We start from the raw sequence: 19770 nt of genomic DNA on the forward strand, positions 1-19770 counted from the left end.
GAATGACTATTTTCAGAGTTCTTACTGGTCACGTTTGCAACGAAATTTCCTCTCAGCGGGATTGATCATAAAAAACACCGCCTAATTTTCGGCAGTGCTTTTTTCCTGAAGTTTTGAAAGTTTATATTGTAAGGTCTGGCGCGGTATTTTCAATAGTTTCGCCGCTTGTTGGATATTCCCATCCGTCTCCGACATCGCCTTTCTGATCCACATTTCCTCGGTCTCAGAAATCGCTTCCCGGAGTGAAGGAATCCGCTTCATTTCATTTTCACCGCGCATATCTGATGCTTCAATCAAATGGATGGGGATGTGTTCAAGAGTCAAGGTATCATCTGTGATCATGTTCAATGCAGATTCGATCGCATGCTCAAGTTCACGGACGTTACCTGGCCAGTCATATTCATGAAAGAGTTGTTTCACTTCAGCCGAAACCTTTGTGACGAGTTTTCCGAACTTGAAATTATACCGCTGGATGAAATGGTCCGTCAATAATGGGATATCGCCTCGTCTTGCTCGTAACGGCGGTATCTTCAAGAAAATGACGTTCAACCGATAGTACAGATCTTTCCGAAGTGTTTCTTTTTCAATACAAATTTTCGGATCTTCATTCATGGCCACGATGACTCGGACATTCACACTTTTTTCAGAAGTGCTGCCGACTCTGCGGATCTTTCCGTTTTGTAAGACGCGTAGCAGTTTCGCCTGGGTTTCAAGCGGCATCGAGTTCAGTTCATCTAAAAATAATGTCCCCCCATCCGCTAATTCGAATAGTCCAGGGCGATCGACTGCCCCTGTATAACTACCCTTTGCAGTCCCGAAGAGAATGCTTTCGAGAAGGGATGAAGGAATTGCAGCACAGTTTTGAGCAATGAACGAATGGTTACAACGATCGGAAGCATTATGGATCGATTGGACCAACAGCTCTTTTCCTGTACCTGTCTCACCATAAACGAGGACAGGCGATGACGAATCCGCAGCGAGGAGCGCCATCTTTTTCACCTTCATGAAGGCTTCATCCTGCGTCAGAATGTCTGTCATTTTAAAGTTTGTACCGTTTTCGTATTCCTTCGGTTTATCATCACCCTTATTCCCTTTGACACGAGCCTCCAGATCCAGGAGTTTCCAGGATAACTGTTGGATTTTCGTGAAATCCTTCGCAATCTCAACAGCACCGACGATTTTTCCATCCACATTGATCGGTAACGTCGTGTTCACTGTGACGATCAACTGTCCTTTCACATTCGGATAACGTTGATGCTGATTAAAAATCGGCTCGCCGGTTTCAAGGACTTTCAATAATGTACTCGTCTCTTTAGAAAAGGACGGGAATACGTCTAAGAGATGTTGTCCTAATACATCTTCAACCGCTACACCATCATGTGAAGAGGCGATCTCGTTATAAAAAACAGTGATCCCTTCGCTGTTGATGACGTGGATACCTTCATCAATAGAGCTTAAGATCGCTTGCAGCATTTCCTTCGTATTGGTTACATCCAGAAGCATAGGATTACCCCCTAAAGAAAACTCGGGCTTTGCCAAACCTTAGCGCGGCTGAGCCTTTGTTGCCCTTTTATGGATAAAAGTATTTTTATTTAAATGTAAAACAAGGTGCCAAAAAATCATCATTCAGATGCCGGATTTTCGGCACACCTCTTATCTGCGTGATAGATCACAGACCCATAAGTTCATGTCTTCTAATTTATTGAAGATGTTGCAGTTTTTCGTGAACCGACCCTTGTATGCGTATTTCCGTTGATGGAAAACCGCGTTCATCCCGAAGGATAGAGCCCTTGCGATCGAGTATGAACAAAAGATTTTCTGTTCTTTCAATTCATTTTCAAGGTTTGCGATAAGGATCTTCATCAGTCCGTTCTTCCGATGCTCAGGCAGTGTGGCACAATCGGTCAATTCTGCATTATGATATTTCCGATTGATATCCGCAGAGGCCGCACTTACGATTTTCCCTTCCGATTCCGCAACATAGAAAATCGAATCATGCTTCATCAATTTCGAGATGTAATCCGGATCGTTCATTGGGGTCGGATAGATCTCGAAAACGGCTTGATAGAGGTTCGAAAGCTCTTTTGCATCTTCTTCTTCTGCTTTTCTGATCGTATAGCCGGATGCACTTGGAACATCAAGGGTACAGTTGATTTCTTTTACCTGTTGCAGGGTTTCATCTTCAAAGATCCAATAGTCACTCGTCCGGCGGCTGTTTTCCGAAAACAGAGCCATCGAATAAGCATCACTACCATTAAAGTAACCGGTATAAAGAGCTTCAAATTGATAACCCAGCTCTAAGAAAGTCTTCCAATCTTGTTGTCTCGATTTGACTATGACTTTTGTAAACGGATGTTCATCCAATAGACGCATTATTTGTTTATGGATCGAAGCCACATTCCCGCGATAATCTTCCACTTTCAAACGTTCATTAAAAAAATCCAAACTAACATCCATCGTATAATCATTAGAGCTTACTACCCGATCCTCTTTCATGACGTTGACCTCTCTCATCCTGCCAAAACCCCTTTCAAGAAGTAGTGATTACTTTTATAGTTGTTAAATTCCATATGTATATGGCTTTTTCCTTTAATATGCTTATGATAGAAAAGCTTCAAACTGAATCTATAGTTGAAGATGACCCCAAACACCTAATGTTTGGGTAATGATACTACCTAACCACTGATTGAACAAATAATCGAAAAAGTGAACAGATTGGACGTCATAAAAAAAGATCACAGTTTCTCATACGTTCTGTGATCTTTCATATGCTAAAAGGTTTGTAAATAACGGTGTGGGAGCTTCCAGCGGTATTTGGCCGAACACATCCGCAAGAAGATGAGGACTGCACACAATAAATACAGTTCCCATGGATCATTTGTTATTTCAAGTCCGATGAATACACCAGCAATGATCGCCCATGCTGCGTAGATATCGTATCGCAGGACGGTCGGTTTCCTTCCTGCGAGCAGGTCGCGGACAATACCTCCGCCCGTTCCAGTCATGACCGCAGCCATGATGACAGCGGATAAGGAATGCCCTGCAACTGATGCGTACATCGCCCCTTGTACTGCAAATGTCGCCAGCCCGATTGCATCAAAAAAGTTCAACCATGCTCTTGTAAAATGAATCCACGTATCCGGGATGATGAACACGATGAAAATAAGAAGTACCGTGACTTTGATGAGTATTTCTTGCTGCCAAAGCGTCGCCATTGGAACTTCTATCAATATATTTCGAATGATCCCGCCTCCAAAAGCAGTAGCCAGACCGAGGATCATCACACCTAGTAAATCATAATCTTCTTCCATGGCGACAATCGCGCCACTGATTGCAAATGCCAATGTGCCAATTACATTGAGGACGTCCCATGTCAATTGCACTCTCCCCTTTTACACTGAATCTATTTTTTCTATTATTCCCATATATTTTTAAACCAAAATCGAGTGTACAATGTTTCAGCGGAAATGGCAATCATATTCAGTTTTTATCCTTTTAACGGTCTGTGCCCCTTTTTACTTAAAGAGTTCACGTTTCAAAATTGTGCAACGGACAAAAGGGACGTTATTTGCCTCAATTTAAATGCATTAAAAAATCAAGCGGACACCAGAGATCTTATTTATGATGAAACCAAGGAATGAACCTCACTTCGACTTAAATAAGCGCTGTGATGTCCGCTGAATTTTTTCTACTTGATTATTGTATTTCCACTATCTTGATCATCCATTTGTACCTACAATTTTTCTATTCTAAAAATCTCTGATCAGTACGGTACGTGAAATTTAAATGGCGTTTCCGTTCTACAATTGATCTGTTTCCACTGGATTCTCATTGTAGGAGCTCCAGTCGCTCCAGCTGCCTACATAGAGCTTGCTTTTCTTGTCGATTTCATCAAGGGCGAGGACGTTCACACATGCTGTGACACCTGAGCCGCAATAATTGATGATAGGTTTGTGTAACTGGTCCTGGAAACGATCTTTCAATTGATCTTTCGATTTCCATTTCCCTTGTTCCAGATTATCTCCAAAAAATTTATTTTGCGCTGTTGGGATATGCCCTGCTTTCGGATCGATGGGTTCTGATTTTCCAGCAAAACGTTCGCCATCCCTTGCATCGACCAGGATCATATCATCAAGTTGTGAGGCGAGCTTGACTTCTGCCAGATCAGCGACCATGTCCTCCTTTATATTCGGTCGATAAGTCGTCTTCACTACATCCGGTAATTTTTCGGTGAGTGGATACCCTTTCTTCTCCCATTCATGGATTCCACCATCAAGGACATACGCTTCCTCGTGGCCGAGATACTTGAGCATCCACCATAATCTAGCAGCCATCGCTGTATTCTGTGCATCATAAGCAACCACCGTTTTCGAGTCATCAATGCCGATCGCACCCAGGAATTGGAGAAATTCATCAAGTTTCGGCAATGGATGACGACCTCCATGACCTTGAACTTGTCCGGAAAGATTCTTTTCAAGATCGGCATAACTTGCTCCTGGAATATGTGCATCCTGGTACTCTTCCATTCCACGTTCTTTTTCCTGTAGATAGAAACGGCAATCGACTGGTACGACATTTGAGTCATCCAGTCTTGAATGCAACCAATCCGCTGAAACGATATTTTTCATAGATTACACCTACTTTATCAGGATTTTCTATCATTGTATCGAAATCAATTGAAAAAACACAAATGATCGACCGCTTCCGTTGACGCTGCCAAGCTAACACGCTAAACTTCAAATAGATTACATACCAACAGTAGTGATTCCGATAAGGAGTGGGACCCATAATGGAACAATTTATAAATCCAAGAGTCAAAGAAATACAGATTTCAGGGATACGCCAGTTTTTCAACCGTGTTTCAGAGTTTCCAGAAGCGATTTCCCTGACCCTCGGACTGCCCGATTTCCCTACACCTGAACATGTGAAGGACGCTGGCAAAACGGCGATCGATGAGAATAGAACGACCTACACGCATAATGCGGGTTCGATTGATTTGAGAACGGCGATCGCCCAGTTCGTCCAAGAAAAATATGCGCTGGATTATCGTGCTGAGGATGAAGTGATTGCCACAAGCGGTGCAAGTGAAGCGATTGATATTTCTTTGCGGACGCTGCTTGTCGAGGGGGATGAGGTGATTTTGCCAGGACCTGTATACCCTGGGTATGAGCCTGTCATCCATTTATGCGGGGCGGAACCGGTCCATGTTGATACGAGGGATACAGGTTTCAAGCTGACGGCATCTTTGATTGAAGAGCATCTGACAGACCGTACGAAATGCGTCATACTACCTTACCCTTCCAATCCTACCGGTGTTTCTTTGACAGGTGATGAAATCGAAGAAATCGCTGAACTTTTAAAAGATAAAAATATATTCGTCCTATCTGATGAGATTTATAGCGAGTTGACATATGGTGAACCACACCGATCCATCGCTGGTCTTGAAGGTATGAAAGAAAAAACGATCGTCATCAACGGCTTGTCTAAATCGCATTCGATGACGGGTTGGCGAATCGGGTATATCCTTGGAGATGCTGCGATTACACAGCATATTCTTAAAGTCCATCAATACAACGTGACCTGTGTTTCATCGATCACACAGGCTGCAGCTGTACAAGCATTGACGGAAGGTAAAGATGATGCTGGTCCGATGCGTGAAATTTACAAAGAACGGTTGGACTATTGCTATGATCGACTGTTGAAAATGGGACTGGAAACATATGAACCTACCGGAGCGTTCTATTTGTTCCCTTCTATCGAACAATTCGGCATGAAGTCCTGGGAGTTTGCGACGAAATTGTTGGAAAAGGAAAAGCTTGCGGTCGTGCCAGGCGTCGCCTTTTCAGATTACGGGGACGAATACATCCGGATTTCTTATGCTTACCATAAAGACCAGTTGAAAGAAGGGCTCGATCGATTAGAGCGGTTTGTCAGCAAACTTAAATCATGAATAGGTTGATATTTAAGAGAGCGGGTTGCCCAATATAGGTCACCCGCTCTTTTATACATCTACGTGCTTTTTTAAGATAAGAAAATACCCATAACTAACGAGATAAGCCAATAGATAAGATACAAATGTCCAAAATATGTTCCATCCATTGAAGTAATGGACCATGTCTATTGAAACGCCTATGAACTCGATAATCGTCGTAATCAAGGTGACGGCAAAGATCAAAATCCATCGGTTAAGGTGAGATCGTTTGATGAAAAAAAACAGATAAGCTGCTAAAATCGGATAGACACCTAAATACATCGGAAGTGCCGCAACCGTCTCAATCTCCCGCTCCGGACTGATCCTCCAGAACTCCATGTGAAACCCGAGGACGTCAAAAGTAAATGCGACGACTGATGCGAATGGTGCTATCAACAGAAATATCTTCAAATCTTTTTTGATCAGGTAGATTCCAGGAATCCACGGTATGATCAAGCCGAATATTATGTTCATCCACATCATAACTCACTCCTTATTACAGGATTGAGTTTAAATCAACATTTTATACCTATTGGCAGATCTATTGTTTAATGCTTATACCAGCCTTCATCGAAATCCAGTCCTAATGACTTCCCATATTCAATCGCAAACGCTATAAAATGTGATCCTCTTGCGGTGATCAGATTGTCATCAACGACTACTGGTTTGTCAATGAAATCCGCTTTGCTGAACGTACCGAGGAAATGACGTTGTTCTTCAGTCAATCCAGTCGTATACTTTTTCCCATCGAGCAATCCGCTCATTGATAACAAATAAGGAGCACTTGATATAGCACCGATCCACATCCTTTTCTTGTGTAACTTCCGAAGAAAAGCGATAAGTTCAGGGTGGTCGACAAGGTGTCTGAAATCATCGGCTCCAGGGAAAGCAATACTGTCGAGGGCACTGACATCTACTTCATCAATTCGAACATCCGGGAAACACCTTAGCCCTGCTTCCCCCTTCACCTCCTGTTTATCCAACCCAATAAAAACAATCGGTTTCTTACCCTGTTTTAAAATCGATAACAGTACGGATAATTCATATTCACTGAACCTTGGATAAAGCATTATGCCAGTGTACATGACTTTTTCCCTCCTCAGGTCTAAGTGTTGAATTCATAGATCCTGCTGATTTTGTCTTGCAATTGTTCCATTTGAACGAATCTTGCCTCCCGGATCATTTCTTTTCCGTCAACATATAAAAGGAGGACAGGCACAGTGAAGATTGATAGATGGCCAGCAATTGCCTCAACATCATCAACATTTACATGAGCCAGTCGGATTTCGGGAAACTGGGTCAACATTTCTTGAACTTTAGGAAGCAATGCATGGCAGACACCGCAGTTCGTCCGGGAAATGTAGATGAAGCTTAGTCGGTTCACTTCTATAAAGTTATCGACCTCTTCTATCGAATGAAGATCTTTCATTAAAGAGACGCTCCTTTTCAGCTTCGATTGTCATTTATCCTTACTTCTTTATAGATTGCGATTTTCCTTTTCACGCCTATATAGAAATAGGCTTCCCTGAACATCCTTTTTGATGTCGGAAAGCCTTTTTCATATAACCTTGATATGTTGTTGTCCTACTTTTTACACTTTGTCCGGATCATTCAGAAAGCTTGTCCAGAAAATTTGCGAATTGGTTTCGATAAATCTGGATCTTGCTGTTATAACTGAATTCGCCGTAAACTCAACGCTTGCAATACTCCTCGACCATTTCTTTCGTTACGTTCTTCCGCTGCGGGACGATGCCTTTTCGCGCAAGATCGTTGATTTCATCTGTCAGTTTGTTGATTTCAATCAATTCTTGTTCGAATGTTTTTTCCTCTTTACATTTCAAAAGCGCTTGTTCGATCAATTGTTCGCGTTTTTGATCAAGCTCCGAAAAGATCCGGACTCTTTCATGTTGATCATTACTATGTTTTGAAATATCGTGGTGGACTGACAATGCGATTCCTCCTACTGTTTCTTCTTTTCTTTTTCAATCAGCTTTTGGACGTTCTCTTTCGGTTTCCAACAGTTGAAGCGGTAGTCGGGTTTCGTTTCATATCCTAGCCTGCTGCAGAAGTGTCGGACCCCGTCATCACCTTTTTGGACCTCGAAATGGATACAGGTCGCGCAGCAATGGAACCTGCTATCCTTCATGTTTTGCCTCAATGCCATTGTTCATGATAGATGTTAATTCACGACGCGTTTCGATCAACCCACCAAGCTGCTCCTTTGAGGCGAATGCTTCAAGGATACCTGCATAATATTGATCGACTTCTTCGATGAATTGCTGCTTCAAGTGATTGATTTCTTTTTCAAGGCCTTCACTATAAAATGTACTGAATTGGGATGTAAAGGTTTCGACGACTGCTTGCAACTGTGGTTGGATTTTTTCAGAGAGTTCCTGGCGCAGAACCTCTCTTCCGTTCCCTTCGAAAAATTGCTTAGGGTTTTTGAACTTTTTCAATGAAGTCTTCAGCTCTGCAAACGTTTCTCTTGGCCATTCCGGTTCAATCGACGGCGTGTCGATCGTCAATTCCTCTGACTTCAGCAACTGACATGAGCTTCGTTCTGCTACATGGTTCTCAATCATTTCATGGAAACGATCGCGCTGGTGGTTGAAATGTTTTTCAATACGCAATGTTGTTGCTCTCAGTTCTTGAGAGAGCTGGAACAGCATCGATTCCAACAATTCATCAAGACATTTTTCCAGCTGGTTCGGCTTCATATCTTTTGTCAGAACTGACGGATTGAAAGCAACCTTGTATTCATCATTGAATGTCAGCATCATCCGTTGAACGACATAATGCAATAGTTCGTTCGTCTCTTGGACCACTGATTTTTTATACGGAGAAAGAGCATACGCGTTGATATGATCGATGATCTCTGTCTTTTCACTTTCCAGCCGTACCTTTTCCCGTTCTTGATGTTCTTCATCAGATTGGGCATGCTCGATCCACTTGGTCAACCGGTTTAAACCTGATTTCATCAGTTCATTCGCTTGATTGACGGATACTTCATTCCGTTCCCTGATCGTTGCTGTTTCGAACTCGTTTTCAAAGCAGGCAAAGTTCGAGTGTTCACCTTCACCGCCTTCTTTACGCTCCAATAATGCTAGTTTACTGGATAAGGCATACATGCGCGGAAACCGGATTCCGTATTCGATGAGTTGTTCTGTCACATAACCGACGACTGCTTCACGTTCTTCCTCGTCTTTCGCCAAATCCGCAGCGTTGATGACAAAGTACATTTTATCCATGGAGAACGTGTCCTTCACCCGGCCCAATTGGATGAGGAAATCACGGTCAGCTTTTGAAAAAGCATGGTTATAATAAGTGACGAATATGATCGCATCGGCATTTTTGATGTAATCGAAAGCGACTGATGTGTGGCGGGCATTGATGGAATCAGCTCCTGGCGTATCAACGAGTGTAATTCCTTGCCGAGTCAGTTCACAGTCATAGTAAAGTTCGACGGACTCTGTAAAACAAGCCTTTTCCTCTTGAGCGACGAACGATGAAAAATTTTCATGCGCGATGATCTGATCTGTTCCAAGATACTCTTTCATCACCGAATAACCCTTTTCTACCGCTTTCAAAAAATTATAATGGGGATCAGGCTTTTCAGTGGAAATCCTATTGATGGCTTCCAGCGCCTCATCTATTGATTCACAACTTTCGTCAAAACGATGCAAGGAATGCTTCAGCTCTTCAACCAGTACCTCAGGCGATTTCATTTCGATTTTGACTGTGCCATGCGGGTATTCTTCTGTCACCGGTAAAATTTTATTGATCGTCGCTGTCGTCGGGTTCGGTGAAACAGGCAGGACATGATCCTTCAGCCAGGCGTTGGCGAAGGACGATTTACCTGCGCTGAATGCTCCGAACAAGGCTACTGTATACTGCTGGTTTTTGATTTTTTCGGAACGATCCTTCATTCGGCTTTTCAAATCTCGTAACGAGTTCCAACGAGATAACAGTTCAACTGTCTTGTCTAATTGACTCGCCGATTCCTGGACTTGTGATTTTGAATATTGCACAGTATTCTCTTCAAACCGATTTTCTGTCGGTTCTTTACTTTGTGCCTCCTGTTCTTCGACTTTCGTCCAGGTGCCTATATCTCCCTGGACGTTGAAAGACTGCTTCACTTGTTCAGACCATTGTGCAGCTTCAGGCATGTGTTCATCTGTGTGTAGCATTTCGTTCAATTCCTTATGCTCTTGCTTAAAGCTTTGCTTATGTTCATAGGCTTTTTCCGCTTGCGCGTGTTGTTCCGTCAAATCAGCTCGTTTTGCTTCAATCTCTTTCATCTCGGGTTTGATGTGTTTGTTTGCATACGCAGATTTAATCGCCTTGAAAATTTGAATCGCAGTTCGTCTGTATTGTTTTTTCAAGTCATCTTCAACATCGCGATTGTATTGGAGCACATAGGTTTCATTGAACGTTGCGCCTTTTTGCTGCAGTCGCTCGACGTCATCAGCAGTAAATCGATGTTCCATTTCGTGTATTTCGTTTTCCAAAACAGGATCATTCACGTTCAACTGGTCGATTTGTTTTTGGAGTTCTTCTTTTATATGCCACTCCAATTCAGCAGTGACTTTTTCATTGACCGCTTCGACATATTGTTCTATTCGTGATGCACGTTCTTCTTCCGTCTTTCTCCGGGCGAACAAGAAGCCTGTCTTGAAATCTTCTTTCATCGCTTCCAAAACCTCACGACCAAGCTCGCGGACTTCATAAGGGGCAATCCTTGCATTATCGATCAGTTTTTTCAATTGATCAGCAAACTCTTTTTCTACGTGACCCTCTTGCTTTTCAAGCTGTTCTTTTCTCTCTGTCAATGCGGACATTTCTTCCTGAAGACCTTCAAGGGCTGAATCCTGATCAGAGAGATCTGGATATTTCTTTTCCAAATAATCCACAGTCAATTTAGCCGACATATGATCCAACGTTTGATGGATGAATTTCTGCTTGTTGATTTTGATTTCCTTCAATTCATCCTGCAACTCAGCCAACTGATTGTTTGCATGGTCCTCTTTTTTAAGCGTCGTAAAATAAATCCCGCTTGCCTGGACGCCCCACTGTTTGAATGCGTCAATCGTCTGTTCACGATAGTCATCGAATGAGAGTTCCTCTTCACTATGTTTATCGATCTGATTGATGACAAGATAGACTTCTTTGCCCAACTCCTGCATCTCTTTTGTAAAATTGAAGTTGAGTTCTGATTGCACATGATTGTAATCCATCACATATACGATGACATCCGCCAGGTGCAGCATAGATTCCGTCGATACCCTGTGAGCATCATCGACAGAATCAATCCCTGGTGTGTCCATTACGACGGTTTCATCCTCTAAAAAAGGATGATGCTTGAAAATTTCTATCGTCTTGACTTCCTCGCCGTTTTTCGAAGCTTTCTTGACCTGATCGATATCGAGCTCACCAGGATAGGAAACCTTCTTCCCCTCTAGATCCGTTAAGAGGACACGAGGCTCCCCATCCTTGATTGCCACGATATTCGCACTGGTTGGTATCGGAGAAGAAGGAAGGAGATCCTCCCCCATCAATCGATTGATCATGCTTGATTTACCTGCTGAAAAATGCCCGCAAAATGCGATGGTCAATTCGTTTTGTGATGATTTATACGTCAGCTCCTTCACTTTATGTAAAAGTGAAGGCTCTGCTTCATTTTGTTCAAGATACGTATTGAGCCGGTAGAATCGATCGACCCAATGGGTTTTTCCATTTTGTATATTCATAGTCATCTTTACACCTGATTCACGTTGTTTTATCTCTACTTTATCACATTTTGAAACATCTGTGCGTCTCTTAAGGTTTGTGTTCCTTTTTTCGATATAATAGAAGATGAGGTCGAAGGAATACTACATAAGACATGCTCATATCACCAGACTGGAATTTTACAGAAAGGAGTACATATGGAAACACATTTTGAACTTATTCTATTACTGTTGGCGATTGCAGCAGGGATCACTGCGATTGCGAAAAAACTTAACCAGCCCTATCCGATCGCGCTCGTCATCATCGGTGCGATCATCGGGGTTTTACCTTATGAAGGACTCGAGGAATTGAAGCATTTTTTTGCTGAGGATGAGATATTCAGATTCGCGATCATTTCGATCTTCCTCCCGACACTTTTAGGGGAAGCGACATTGAATCTGCCTTTTGCTCATTTACGGGAAAATAAAATGCCGATTCTCGTTCTCGCAGTTGCCGGTACATTGATCACTTTTGTGACTGCAGGCTGGATGACAGCATTCTTCCTGGGCTTATCGATTCAGGCAGCACTTGTTTTTGCTGCGCTGATGGCACCGACAGACCCAATAAGTGTCCTGTCTATTTTCAAGTCGATGGGTGTCAATCACCGATTATCTACCGTCATGGAAGGTGAAAGCCTCGTAAATGACGGCCTTGCAGTCGTCTTGTTCACGATCGCAGCCTATCAATATGACATGATTCTCGAAGCTGGGGCAGCTGGCATCACGCTGGCACTTGGCTCATTTTTCAAAGTTGTGATCGGAGGACTGCTCGTTGGTGGGGCGTTCGGCTATTTTTTCTCCCGACTCGGTTCTCTCTATGATGATTACCCACTGGAAATCATCTTTTCGATGTTATTGTTCTATGGATCATTTTTCGTCGCAGAAGCATTCCATGTTTCCGGTGTGATCGCCGTTGTCATCGGTGGGATCATCTACGGAAACTTCGGAAAGCGTGTGGGAATGAGCCCTACAACAAGCTTGAGCATCCGTACATTCTGGGATGTTGCTTCATTAGTAGCGAACTCACTCGTATTCTTACTTGTCGGACTTGAAATCACGAGGATCATTGACACAGTCAATTGGCTGCAAGTGTTGATCGCAATCGGCATCGTGTTGATTGCCAGGAGTATAGCTGTCTATTCGACAGTCAGTTTCGTCCGTTCTCTGCCAAAACGTTGGAAGCATATTTTCAATTGGGGCGGATTGAAGGGATCACTCTCATTAGCACTTGCCCTCAGCCTGCCGATCGATTTTCCTTACCGCGAAGAAATCTTGATGCTCGCCTTCGGTGTCGTCTTCTTCTCCCTTGTTGTCCAAGGATTGACGATAAAACCGCTTGTCGGATTGTTAGGTGAAAAAATGATCAAAGATGAACAGTTGGAGTATGATCGGATACAGAGCAGGATTTACCGATATCATTCCGGCCGTAAGCGATTAGAAGCGATGGCTGAGGAAGGGACATTGTCACCGATCGTATTCGCTCGTCTATCGAACCAATATGATGATCAGTTGAAAGAATTGAATGATGACCTTGAAAAACTATATGAACGGGAACCTGAGCTTAGGCAGGAATCTACAGCCCGCGCCATCCGTGAAGCCTTATATGCTGAACATGAAGCTCTCGAAATCCTGGAAAATCGTCATATCATCTCTGATGAAGTCACTAAGGAAGAAAAACGCTTCGTCCGTGACCTGCTGGAACGTGAAGAGATGGGTGAACGAGTCGCATTGCACCATGAAGAAAAGGAAGAGAAATAAAGTATTCGTTTAATGATTCACAAAATGATTCACATCGAAAAGAGGCTGGGACAAAACTATAACTGCCAACAGAAAAGACGAACAATAAAATAGATTGGAGAAAATGAAAGACGAAAAGCGTAGACAACATCCGTAGACTCCTGCGGGAACAGCACGAGTCGAAGACCCCGCAAGAAAGCGATTTGTGCTTTCTGAGGAGGCTGAGGCCGTGCCCGCGGAAAGCGAAGGATGTTGACGAAGCGGAACCTTCATTTATTACCACTGAAGAAAACCCGGACAAATTGTTCGGGTTTTCTATTGAACAAAGTTTCATTTGTCCCAGCTTCCATTCTTTATATGAACTTATTCACTTTAAGTCTCCTTTTGAAGAAGATGGATCATTCATAAAACTAACGGACACAGGAGACCTTATTCGCTCTAAAATCATCAAAACAATCTACTTTTCAACAAATAGCGTCTCTGGTGTCCGTTAGCATCTCGAAATTAGCGTTTTTGTCACAGATAACGGCTCTCCTGTCCGTTAAAACCAAAAATCCAAGCTACAACCCTTATTCCACGAAATTCACAACACTCCTGCGGGAACAGCTTGCCAGATGAGCCTCCGGAATGCGGCAAGTTATGTCTAGATCAGCGACCAGTTGGATGACTTCAAACTTCCTGGCACAGGCTGACCTCTTAGTTCCGCTTATACTTTCTTTAAGGGCAACAAAAACGAACCGATTCTATCTAAAAAAATACGCCATATAGATCTCATCTTCATATTCTCCGTTAATACAAATCTGATCTTTTTGTGTTCCCTCAATGACAAATCCGTAACGTTCATATAATTGATGTGCGATTGGATTACTTGAAAAAACCGTCAACCACAGCTTATAGAGACCTTCTCTTTCACACCAATCAAGGGTATACTTCATGATTTTCTTCCCGATCCCATTCCCCTGGACATCTTCTGAAATCCACGTTCTGAAAACTCCGCAGTGCCGTTTCATCCTAAGATCTCCACGCAGTACACGGGCGATGCCATAAATCACTCCATCCACTTCAACTACCGCATACAAATGTCCTTCGTTCTCAACTTTTTCAATAAAGGCTATTTCTTCTGACAAACTGCGGGTTTTCTCCTTCTGTATATATTCTCGGCTTTGCACAATCGATTCAGCAGCTTTGATGATTTGTTCGGCATCTTGTTTCAATGCAGGTCTGATTACGACTTCTGCACCGTTTTTAGCTTGAAAGCTGAAAATATGGGACTCATGTTTGAGTGACACACCGATTTCCTCCTAATTATTTCGTTAAAAATAGTGTGTCTCAATCTTGAATGTCTCATTAATCGTTAGCCATCCATAAGAATACTGTTTCTGGAACCGTTTGGCTGTCACTGACCCAGGATTGTAGAGTACCATTTCGTCAACCACCTCATGATAAGGGATATGGGAGTGCCCGAATATGATAATGTCTGTTTGTTCTTTATCAAAAGTCCTTAACGCCCGTTCCGGAGTACTTTTCCCTTTTCCGAGATGACCATGTGTGACTCCGATCGTGACATCGCCGATCGTAAAGATATCCTTATCCGGGAGTCGCTTACAGAGTCTTCCAGAATCGACATTCCCATACACTGCTTTGAGCGGCGCATACTGTAGCAACTCTTCATAAATGCTTTCATGGATGAAATCCCCAGCATGAATTATGAGATCCGCTTTCTCCAATTCAGAAAGAAAAACTTCTGGAAAGCTCTTCCCAGAAGTTTTTAAATGAGTATCACTGATCAGGAGGATTTTCATCGGACAATCACTTCCTGTCTTTAATAACTTATTTATTTATTCGTTGACGTTGTGAACGATGGGAACGATTTTGACGGTTACTGTTTGATCGTCCGCCTCCACCGCCGTGACGATTTCCACCGCCAGAACGATTACCACCACGATTATATGGACGTCCGCCTTTACCTTTGCCTTGTTGATATGGACGGCGATTGGATGATTTCTTCTTCGTGTCCAACGGCTTGATTGGCGTAATGTCTACTGGTGTTTTGTCTGGTTCTTTTGTAGAAGCCTTCAATGCAGAAGCTACAAGTTCACGTGCATCATACTTTTCAAGCAATTCATCAGCGATTGCATAATAAGAAGAGAGTTCTTCATTATTGATTGCATTGGTCAATTGCTCAGCTGCGAATCGTTGCTGACCTTCCATTGCATCGTCTGTTGTCGGAATCGACAATTGTTCCATACGCTTCTTCGTAATCTGTTCGATTGTTTTCAAGTGGTCGAATTCACGGGAAGTCATGAATGTGATAGCCATTCCTTCTTTTCCAGCACGCCCAGTACGTCCGATTCGGTGGACATAGCTTTCCGGATCTTGTGGAATATCGAAGTTGTATACATGAGATACACCACTGATGTCGATTCCTCGTGCTGCAACGTCTGTAGCAACAAGAATATCGATGCGGTTCGAACGGAATTTCTTCATGACACGGTCACGTTTCTGTTGCGACAAATCACCATGGATTCCGTCAGCTGAGTAACCCCTCTTAATGAGTGCATCCGTCACTTCATCAACACGTTTTTTCGTACGTCCGAAAATGATTGCAAGTTCTGGGGCTTGAATGTCCAACAGACGGCAAAGCACATCGAACTTTTCTTTTTCATGGACTTTTACATATCGTTGATCGATTTTCGTTACTGTCATTTCACTTGCTTTCACCTGAACGATAACACGGTCTTGCTTCATGAACTGATCAGCCAGCGTTTTGATCGCTTTCGGCATCGTTGCGGAGAAGAGCATCGTTTGATGTTCTTCTGGAATTTGACCGAGGATCTCTTTGATATCGTCGATGAATCCCATGTTCAGCATTTCGTCCGCTTCATCAAGGACCACTGTGTTCAATTCGCCAAGACGAATCGTCTTACGGTTCAAGTGATCCAGTAGACGTCCTGGTGTTCCGACAAGAATCTGCGGTCGTTTCTTCAATGCTTTGATCTGGAAGCCGATATGCTGTCCTCCATAGATCGGAAGTGTGCGGATCCGCTTGTGCTGACCAATTTTGTTCAATTCCTCAGCCACCTGGATCGCAAGTTCGCGGGTCGGTGTCACGATCAGCGCTTGAACGCCTGTTTGCTCCCTCTCGATCTTTTCAATCATCGGAATTCCAAATGCTGCTGTCTTACCCGTGCCAGTTTGTGCCTGCCCGATCAAGTCTTTTCCTTCGAGGGCTACTGGAATCGCATCTCGTTGGATGGAAGTTGGTTCTTCAAATCCCATGTCGTTGATCGCTTTTAACGTACGTGTTTCAATTCCTAAATCTTTAAATGTTGTCAATTCATCTAACTCCTTTTTAGATAGAAGGCAACGTTAGCATTGAATATTGATTTCCGGCTCCTTGCTCAAAATCATACTTCATTGGCAAAGAGTTATACTCTTAAATGATTCATTGTTTAATTCCGCTCAAAAAAGTCCTTGAACGATTCAACGTTTTCATTTAACAGAAATTTTTTAAAATTACTTTCAAGTATTAATCAAGGTGTTTTAACTAACAGTGCCTTAAAATAGTTTGAGCTTGGTCCGTTATTTTTTTGACCAGCCCTTGCAGGATGTCCTCGGGATCGTTCCATTTGTGTTTGCTACTTCTTTTTTGGAACAGCCCCATCCCTTCGGCTAATATTGTGGTTGAAAGTGCCCTGCTTTCAAATCGTGTAAAGAAAGCCATTTCCTTTTCATGAATATTCCTATGACGCCCGAACTCGTTTAAGAAATTCATTATCGAACGTATAAAAGCACTCCCGTGAAATGCCGGAAGTGCCTCATCTCTTTACAAAATAAATATGAGCTGCCGGTTTTTTAATCCAGAATTAAATTTATCACGGACGTATCCGAATTGCAAGGAATCAATTTTTCACACTTTGCAATTCAGCGATTCGTTCATTGAATTTTTCTTGCAATGTACGTGCCACTTTTCCAGGTACACCGGAGCCCACTTGCTTACCGTCTATTGAGATGACTGGCGTCACTTCCATCGTCGTACTTGAAATGATGACTTCTTCTGCATCCATCAATTCTTGTTTATTGAATGTTTTTTCATGTACTGTAATATCCGCTTCTTCAGCAAGTTCCAGTACAACCTTTCTTGTGATTCCATTCAAAATGAAATTGTCAGCTTGGTGCGTGAAAATTTCACCATTCTTGACGATATATACGTTTGTCGAACTGCCTTCCGTAACGACATCATTGCTGCGTATGAATATGGATTCATCACATTTCGCATCCATCGCTTTTTGTTTGCCGAGAACATTACCAAGGAGGTTCAAGCTTTTGATATCACATCTCAGCCAACGAATATCCTCAGTCGTGATTGCTGTAATCCCTTCTCTCATCTTATTCAGCGGCCGGGGAGATTTCCTGGCATAAGCAACAAGGAAAGGTGTTGGCTCTGCCGGAAATTGGTGTGTCCGTTCCGCCACTCCTCTGGTGATTTGTAAATAAACGTGCCCGTCATTTATATCATTAGCCTCTGCTAATTTTTCTAAACGTGTTTTTAACAGCTCGATCGGGTATGGTAGCGTCATCTGGATTTCCCTGGCACTACGTTCAAGGCGCTCCAAATGCTCATCCATGCCGAAATACTGCCCATTGTAAATCCGAACAACTTCATATACGCCATCACCAAATTGATATCCTCTATCCTCGATATCGATCCGTACTTCTGATTGATCCTTCAATTGGTCCTGAACTAATATCATAAGTTCTCCTCCGCTTTCCACAGTATAATATTTTTTTCGAATCACAAGCTATACAAAGTGACAAATGAGTTCGTGATAATTAAGATGTAAAGCTAAAACTATAGATAAAGGTGATCACATGGATGGAAATTGGCTGTCGATTATCCCTTTCTTATTGGTAATCCCGATCGCTATGATGACAAAACAAGTACTTCCAGGCATCCTGATTGGATTGATCGCAGGCGCTTATCTTACCAATCCTGCTCCGATCGGCGGTATCGAAACCATGCTCCAATACCTGGTGACAGCATTGGTAGACAAAAATAACATCAAAATCATCGTCTTCCTTTATGTCTTCTCCGGACTTGTCGGTATGATCAAAGTTGCTGGCGGAATCAAAGGGTTTGTCGAAGCTGCCTCTGAACGAGTTGATACAAAAAAGGAAGCTATACTCCTAACATATGTATCAACGATCGGAACATTCAGTGCACCCAGTTTCCGTTTCGTCACCATCGGTCCGATCATGCGTGCGTTATTGAAACGAGTGGATATGACAAAAAAAGAATTGGGGTTTGTCATCGAAACGACGACTACGCCAATCATCGTACTCATTCCGATTGCAACAGCTTTTGTCGGGTACATGGTTTCTGTCGTTGAACTAGGACTTCACAACCAGAATTTGAAAGGAGACCCTTACAGTCTTTTCATCCAAAGTATACCTTTCAACTTCTTCGCCATCGCGATCTTCCTTGTGGGGATTTATCTAAGCTTTTTTCACCATTCTTCAGACGGTGCTCAACAAAAACCGAATGAAAATGGATCAGAAGAGGACGATTGGCACAACTGTGATCCTGCTGTATCACTCGATTTACCATCGAAACCATGGAACTTGTTACTTCCTTTGATTGTCGTAATCGGTTTGACATTAATTTTAACATGGTGGGACGGCCATCAGAAAGGATTTGGATTCTTCAAAGCATTCATCAAAGCGAACGTGTTGGACGCGATGGTCATCGCCCTCCTCATCACAACGTTCCTGACGATCTTTTTCTTCCTCTTCCAAAAATTCGAACTGAAAATGCTTATTGAAAGCTTCGTTTTCGGCGGAAATAATTTGATGTCGGTCATCTTGTTATTATCTGTCATCTGGGGATTGGCTTCCGTTACCGAAGATTTAGGATTTTCGACCTTCATCACAGATCACACAGGCTGGATTCCTTCGATTCTTGTCCCTCCGATTTTATTTCTATTTGGGAGTGCTGTTTCGTATTTCATTGGTTCTGCCTGGGGAACGTGGGGGATATTGATGCCGCTCGGTATATCGATGGCTGCAATTTCAGGTGTTTCTTTGCCACTTGTCATTGGGGCTGTTTTCGCTAGCGGAACATTCGGAGCGTTCGCTTCCCCTTTAAGTGATGATGTGAATACCTTAAGCCGCATCCTCGGTCTTCAAGTGATGGAATATGCCCGTTTTAAATTGAAGGCAGCCTTGATCGCTGTTGCAATCTCCGCTGCCTGTTACACTGGGATAACATTTATCCTTTAATGTACAATATTCTTTATT

Annotated in this window: 17 protein-coding genes; 3 read left to right on the plus strand and 14 right to left on the minus strand. The window is 42.8% G+C overall.

The window, feature by feature from the left end:
- Positions 1-81: 81 nt before the first annotated feature.
- From N8M93_RS16455 to N8M93_RS16470, 4 genes are all read right to left on the minus strand, one after another.
- Entirely contained in the window at positions 82-1503 is a 1422-nt protein-coding gene (locus N8M93_RS16455) for a sigma 54-interacting transcriptional regulator (protein ID WP_261133689.1), read from the minus strand.
- A gap of 150 nt (positions 1504-1653) precedes the next feature.
- Positions 1654-2514: a putative beta-lysine N-acetyltransferase gene (ablB, locus tag N8M93_RS16460; protein WP_261133692.1), complete on the minus strand. Its 861-nt coding sequence runs from the start codon at positions 2512-2514 to the stop codon at positions 1654-1656.
- Positions 2515-2771: 257 nt separating this feature from the next.
- Complete coding sequence (locus N8M93_RS16465) at positions 2772-3377, minus strand: trimeric intracellular cation channel family protein (RefSeq protein ID WP_261133694.1); 606 nt, start codon at positions 3375-3377, stop codon at positions 2772-2774.
- Between the two features lie 423 nt (positions 3378-3800).
- The gene (locus N8M93_RS16470; RefSeq protein ID WP_261133696.1) at positions 3801-4628 is read right to left on the minus strand and encodes a sulfurtransferase; all 828 of its coding nucleotides are present in this window, start codon (positions 4626-4628) and stop codon (positions 3801-3803) included.
- Between the two features lie 161 nt (positions 4629-4789).
- On the opposite strand from N8M93_RS16470, the gene N8M93_RS16475 reads away from it, so the two are divergent.
- Positions 4790-5950, plus strand: coding sequence for an aminotransferase A (locus N8M93_RS16475; RefSeq protein ID WP_261133699.1), 1161 nt, complete (start codon positions 4790-4792; stop codon positions 5948-5950).
- 51 nt (positions 5951-6001) lie between these two features.
- Here the strand turns inward: N8M93_RS16475 and N8M93_RS16480 are convergent, their stop codons facing one another.
- The 6 genes from N8M93_RS16480 to N8M93_RS16505 all read right to left on the minus strand — a co-directional run bounded on the left by N8M93_RS16480 (position 6002) and on the right by N8M93_RS16505 (position 11718).
- Positions 6002-6451: a CBO0543 family protein gene (locus tag N8M93_RS16480; RefSeq protein ID WP_261133702.1), complete on the minus strand. Its 450-nt coding sequence runs from the start codon at positions 6449-6451 to the stop codon at positions 6002-6004.
- 68 nt (positions 6452-6519) lie between these two features.
- The gene (locus N8M93_RS16485; protein ID WP_261133705.1) at positions 6520-7056 is read right to left on the minus strand and encodes a DJ-1/PfpI family protein; all 537 of its coding nucleotides are present in this window, start codon (positions 7054-7056) and stop codon (positions 6520-6522) included.
- Between the two features lie 20 nt (positions 7057-7076).
- Positions 7077-7400: a thioredoxin family protein gene (locus N8M93_RS16490; RefSeq protein ID WP_261133706.1), complete on the minus strand. Its 324-nt coding sequence runs from the start codon at positions 7398-7400 to the stop codon at positions 7077-7079.
- A 262-nt stretch (positions 7401-7662) separates the two neighbouring features.
- Positions 7663-7920, minus strand: a complete 258-nt coding sequence (locus N8M93_RS16495) for a YpbS family protein (protein WP_261133707.1) — start codon at positions 7918-7920, stop codon at positions 7663-7665.
- A gap of 11 nt (positions 7921-7931) precedes the next feature.
- Positions 7932-8117 (minus strand): hypothetical protein, encoded by a 186-nt coding sequence (locus N8M93_RS16500; RefSeq protein WP_261133708.1) that lies wholly within the window; start codon positions 8115-8117, stop codon positions 7932-7934.
- Positions 8107-11718, minus strand: a complete 3612-nt coding sequence (locus N8M93_RS16505; RefSeq protein WP_261133709.1) for a dynamin family protein — start codon at positions 11716-11718, stop codon at positions 8107-8109. The genes N8M93_RS16500 and N8M93_RS16505 overlap by 11 nt, the downstream gene beginning before the upstream one ends.
- Before the next feature lie 177 nt (positions 11719-11895).
- Here N8M93_RS16505 and N8M93_RS16510 point away from each other — a divergent pair, with 177 nt between their 5' ends.
- Complete coding sequence (locus N8M93_RS16510) at positions 11896-13494, plus strand: Na+/H+ antiporter (protein ID WP_261133710.1); 1599 nt, start codon at positions 11896-11898, stop codon at positions 13492-13494.
- 722 nt (positions 13495-14216) lie between these two features.
- On the opposite strand, the gene N8M93_RS16515 is transcribed toward N8M93_RS16510, so the two are convergent.
- From N8M93_RS16515 to dat, 4 genes are all read right to left on the minus strand, one after another.
- Positions 14217-14762: a GNAT family N-acetyltransferase gene (locus N8M93_RS16515; RefSeq protein WP_261133711.1), complete on the minus strand. Its 546-nt coding sequence runs from the start codon at positions 14760-14762 to the stop codon at positions 14217-14219.
- A 24-nt stretch (positions 14763-14786) separates the two neighbouring features.
- Complete coding sequence (locus N8M93_RS16520; protein ID WP_261133712.1) at positions 14787-15275, minus strand: metallophosphoesterase family protein; 489 nt, start codon at positions 15273-15275, stop codon at positions 14787-14789.
- A 28-nt stretch (positions 15276-15303) separates the two neighbouring features.
- Positions 15304-16809 carry a DEAD/DEAH box helicase gene (locus tag N8M93_RS16525; protein ID WP_261133713.1) on the minus strand — a complete coding sequence of 502 codons (1506 nt, stop codon included), beginning with the start codon at positions 16807-16809 and terminating at the stop codon, positions 15304-15306.
- Between the two features lie 566 nt (positions 16810-17375).
- Complete coding sequence (dat, locus tag N8M93_RS16530) at positions 17376-18227, minus strand: D-amino-acid transaminase (protein WP_261133714.1); 852 nt, start codon at positions 18225-18227, stop codon at positions 17376-17378.
- 118 nt (positions 18228-18345) lie between these two features.
- Between dat and N8M93_RS16535 the strand changes: the two genes are divergently transcribed.
- Complete coding sequence (locus N8M93_RS16535; RefSeq protein WP_261133715.1) at positions 18346-19752, plus strand: Na+/H+ antiporter NhaC family protein; 1407 nt, start codon at positions 18346-18348, stop codon at positions 19750-19752.
- The last annotated feature ends 18 nt before the right edge of the window (positions 19753-19770 follow it).

Source organism: Bacillus sp. Marseille-Q3570, assembly GCF_946151055.1.
Taxonomy (GTDB): Bacteria; Bacillota; Bacilli; order Bacillales; family Fictibacillaceae; genus Pseudalkalibacillus.

Bases quoted from the DNA above. Each gene is read 5' to 3' on its own strand.
- N8M93_RS16455 (WP_261133689.1), bottom strand. From the start codon at position 1,503: ATGCTTCTGGATGTAACCAATACGAAGGAAATGCTGCAAGCGATCTTA.
- ablB (WP_261133692.1), bottom strand. From the start codon at position 2,514: ATGAGAGAGGTCAACGTCATGAAAGAGGATCGGGTAGTAAGCTCTAAT.
- N8M93_RS16470 (WP_261133696.1), bottom strand. From the start codon at position 4,628: ATGAAAAATATCGTTTCAGCGGATTGGTTGCATTCAAGACTGGATGAC.
- N8M93_RS16475 (WP_261133699.1), top strand. From the start codon at position 4,790: ATGGAACAATTTATAAATCCAAGAGTCAAAGAAATACAGATTTCAGGG.
- N8M93_RS16480 (WP_261133702.1), bottom strand. From the start codon at position 6,451: ATGTGGATGAACATAATATTCGGCTTGATCATACCGTGGATTCCTGGA.
- N8M93_RS16485 (WP_261133705.1), bottom strand. From the start codon at position 7,056: ATGTACACTGGCATAATGCTTTATCCAAGGTTCAGTGAATATGAATTA.
- N8M93_RS16490 (WP_261133706.1), bottom strand. From the start codon at position 7,400: ATGAAAGATCTTCATTCGATAGAAGAGGTCGATAACTTTATAGAAGTG.
- N8M93_RS16500 (WP_261133708.1), bottom strand. From the start codon at position 8,117: ATGAAGGATAGCAGGTTCCATTGCTGCGCGACCTGTATCCATTTCGAG.
- N8M93_RS16505 (WP_261133709.1), bottom strand. From the start codon at position 11,718: ATGAATATACAAAATGGAAAAACCCATTGGGTCGATCGATTCTACCGG.
- N8M93_RS16510 (WP_261133710.1), top strand. From the start codon at position 11,896: ATGGAAACACATTTTGAACTTATTCTATTACTGTTGGCGATTGCAGCA.
- N8M93_RS16520 (WP_261133712.1), bottom strand. From the start codon at position 15,275: ATGAAAATCCTCCTGATCAGTGATACTCATTTAAAAACTTCTGGGAAG.
- dat (WP_261133714.1), bottom strand. From the start codon at position 18,227: ATGATATTAGTTCAGGACCAATTGAAGGATCAATCAGAAGTACGGATC.
- N8M93_RS16535 (WP_261133715.1), top strand. From the start codon at position 18,346: ATGGATGGAAATTGGCTGTCGATTATCCCTTTCTTATTGGTAATCCCG.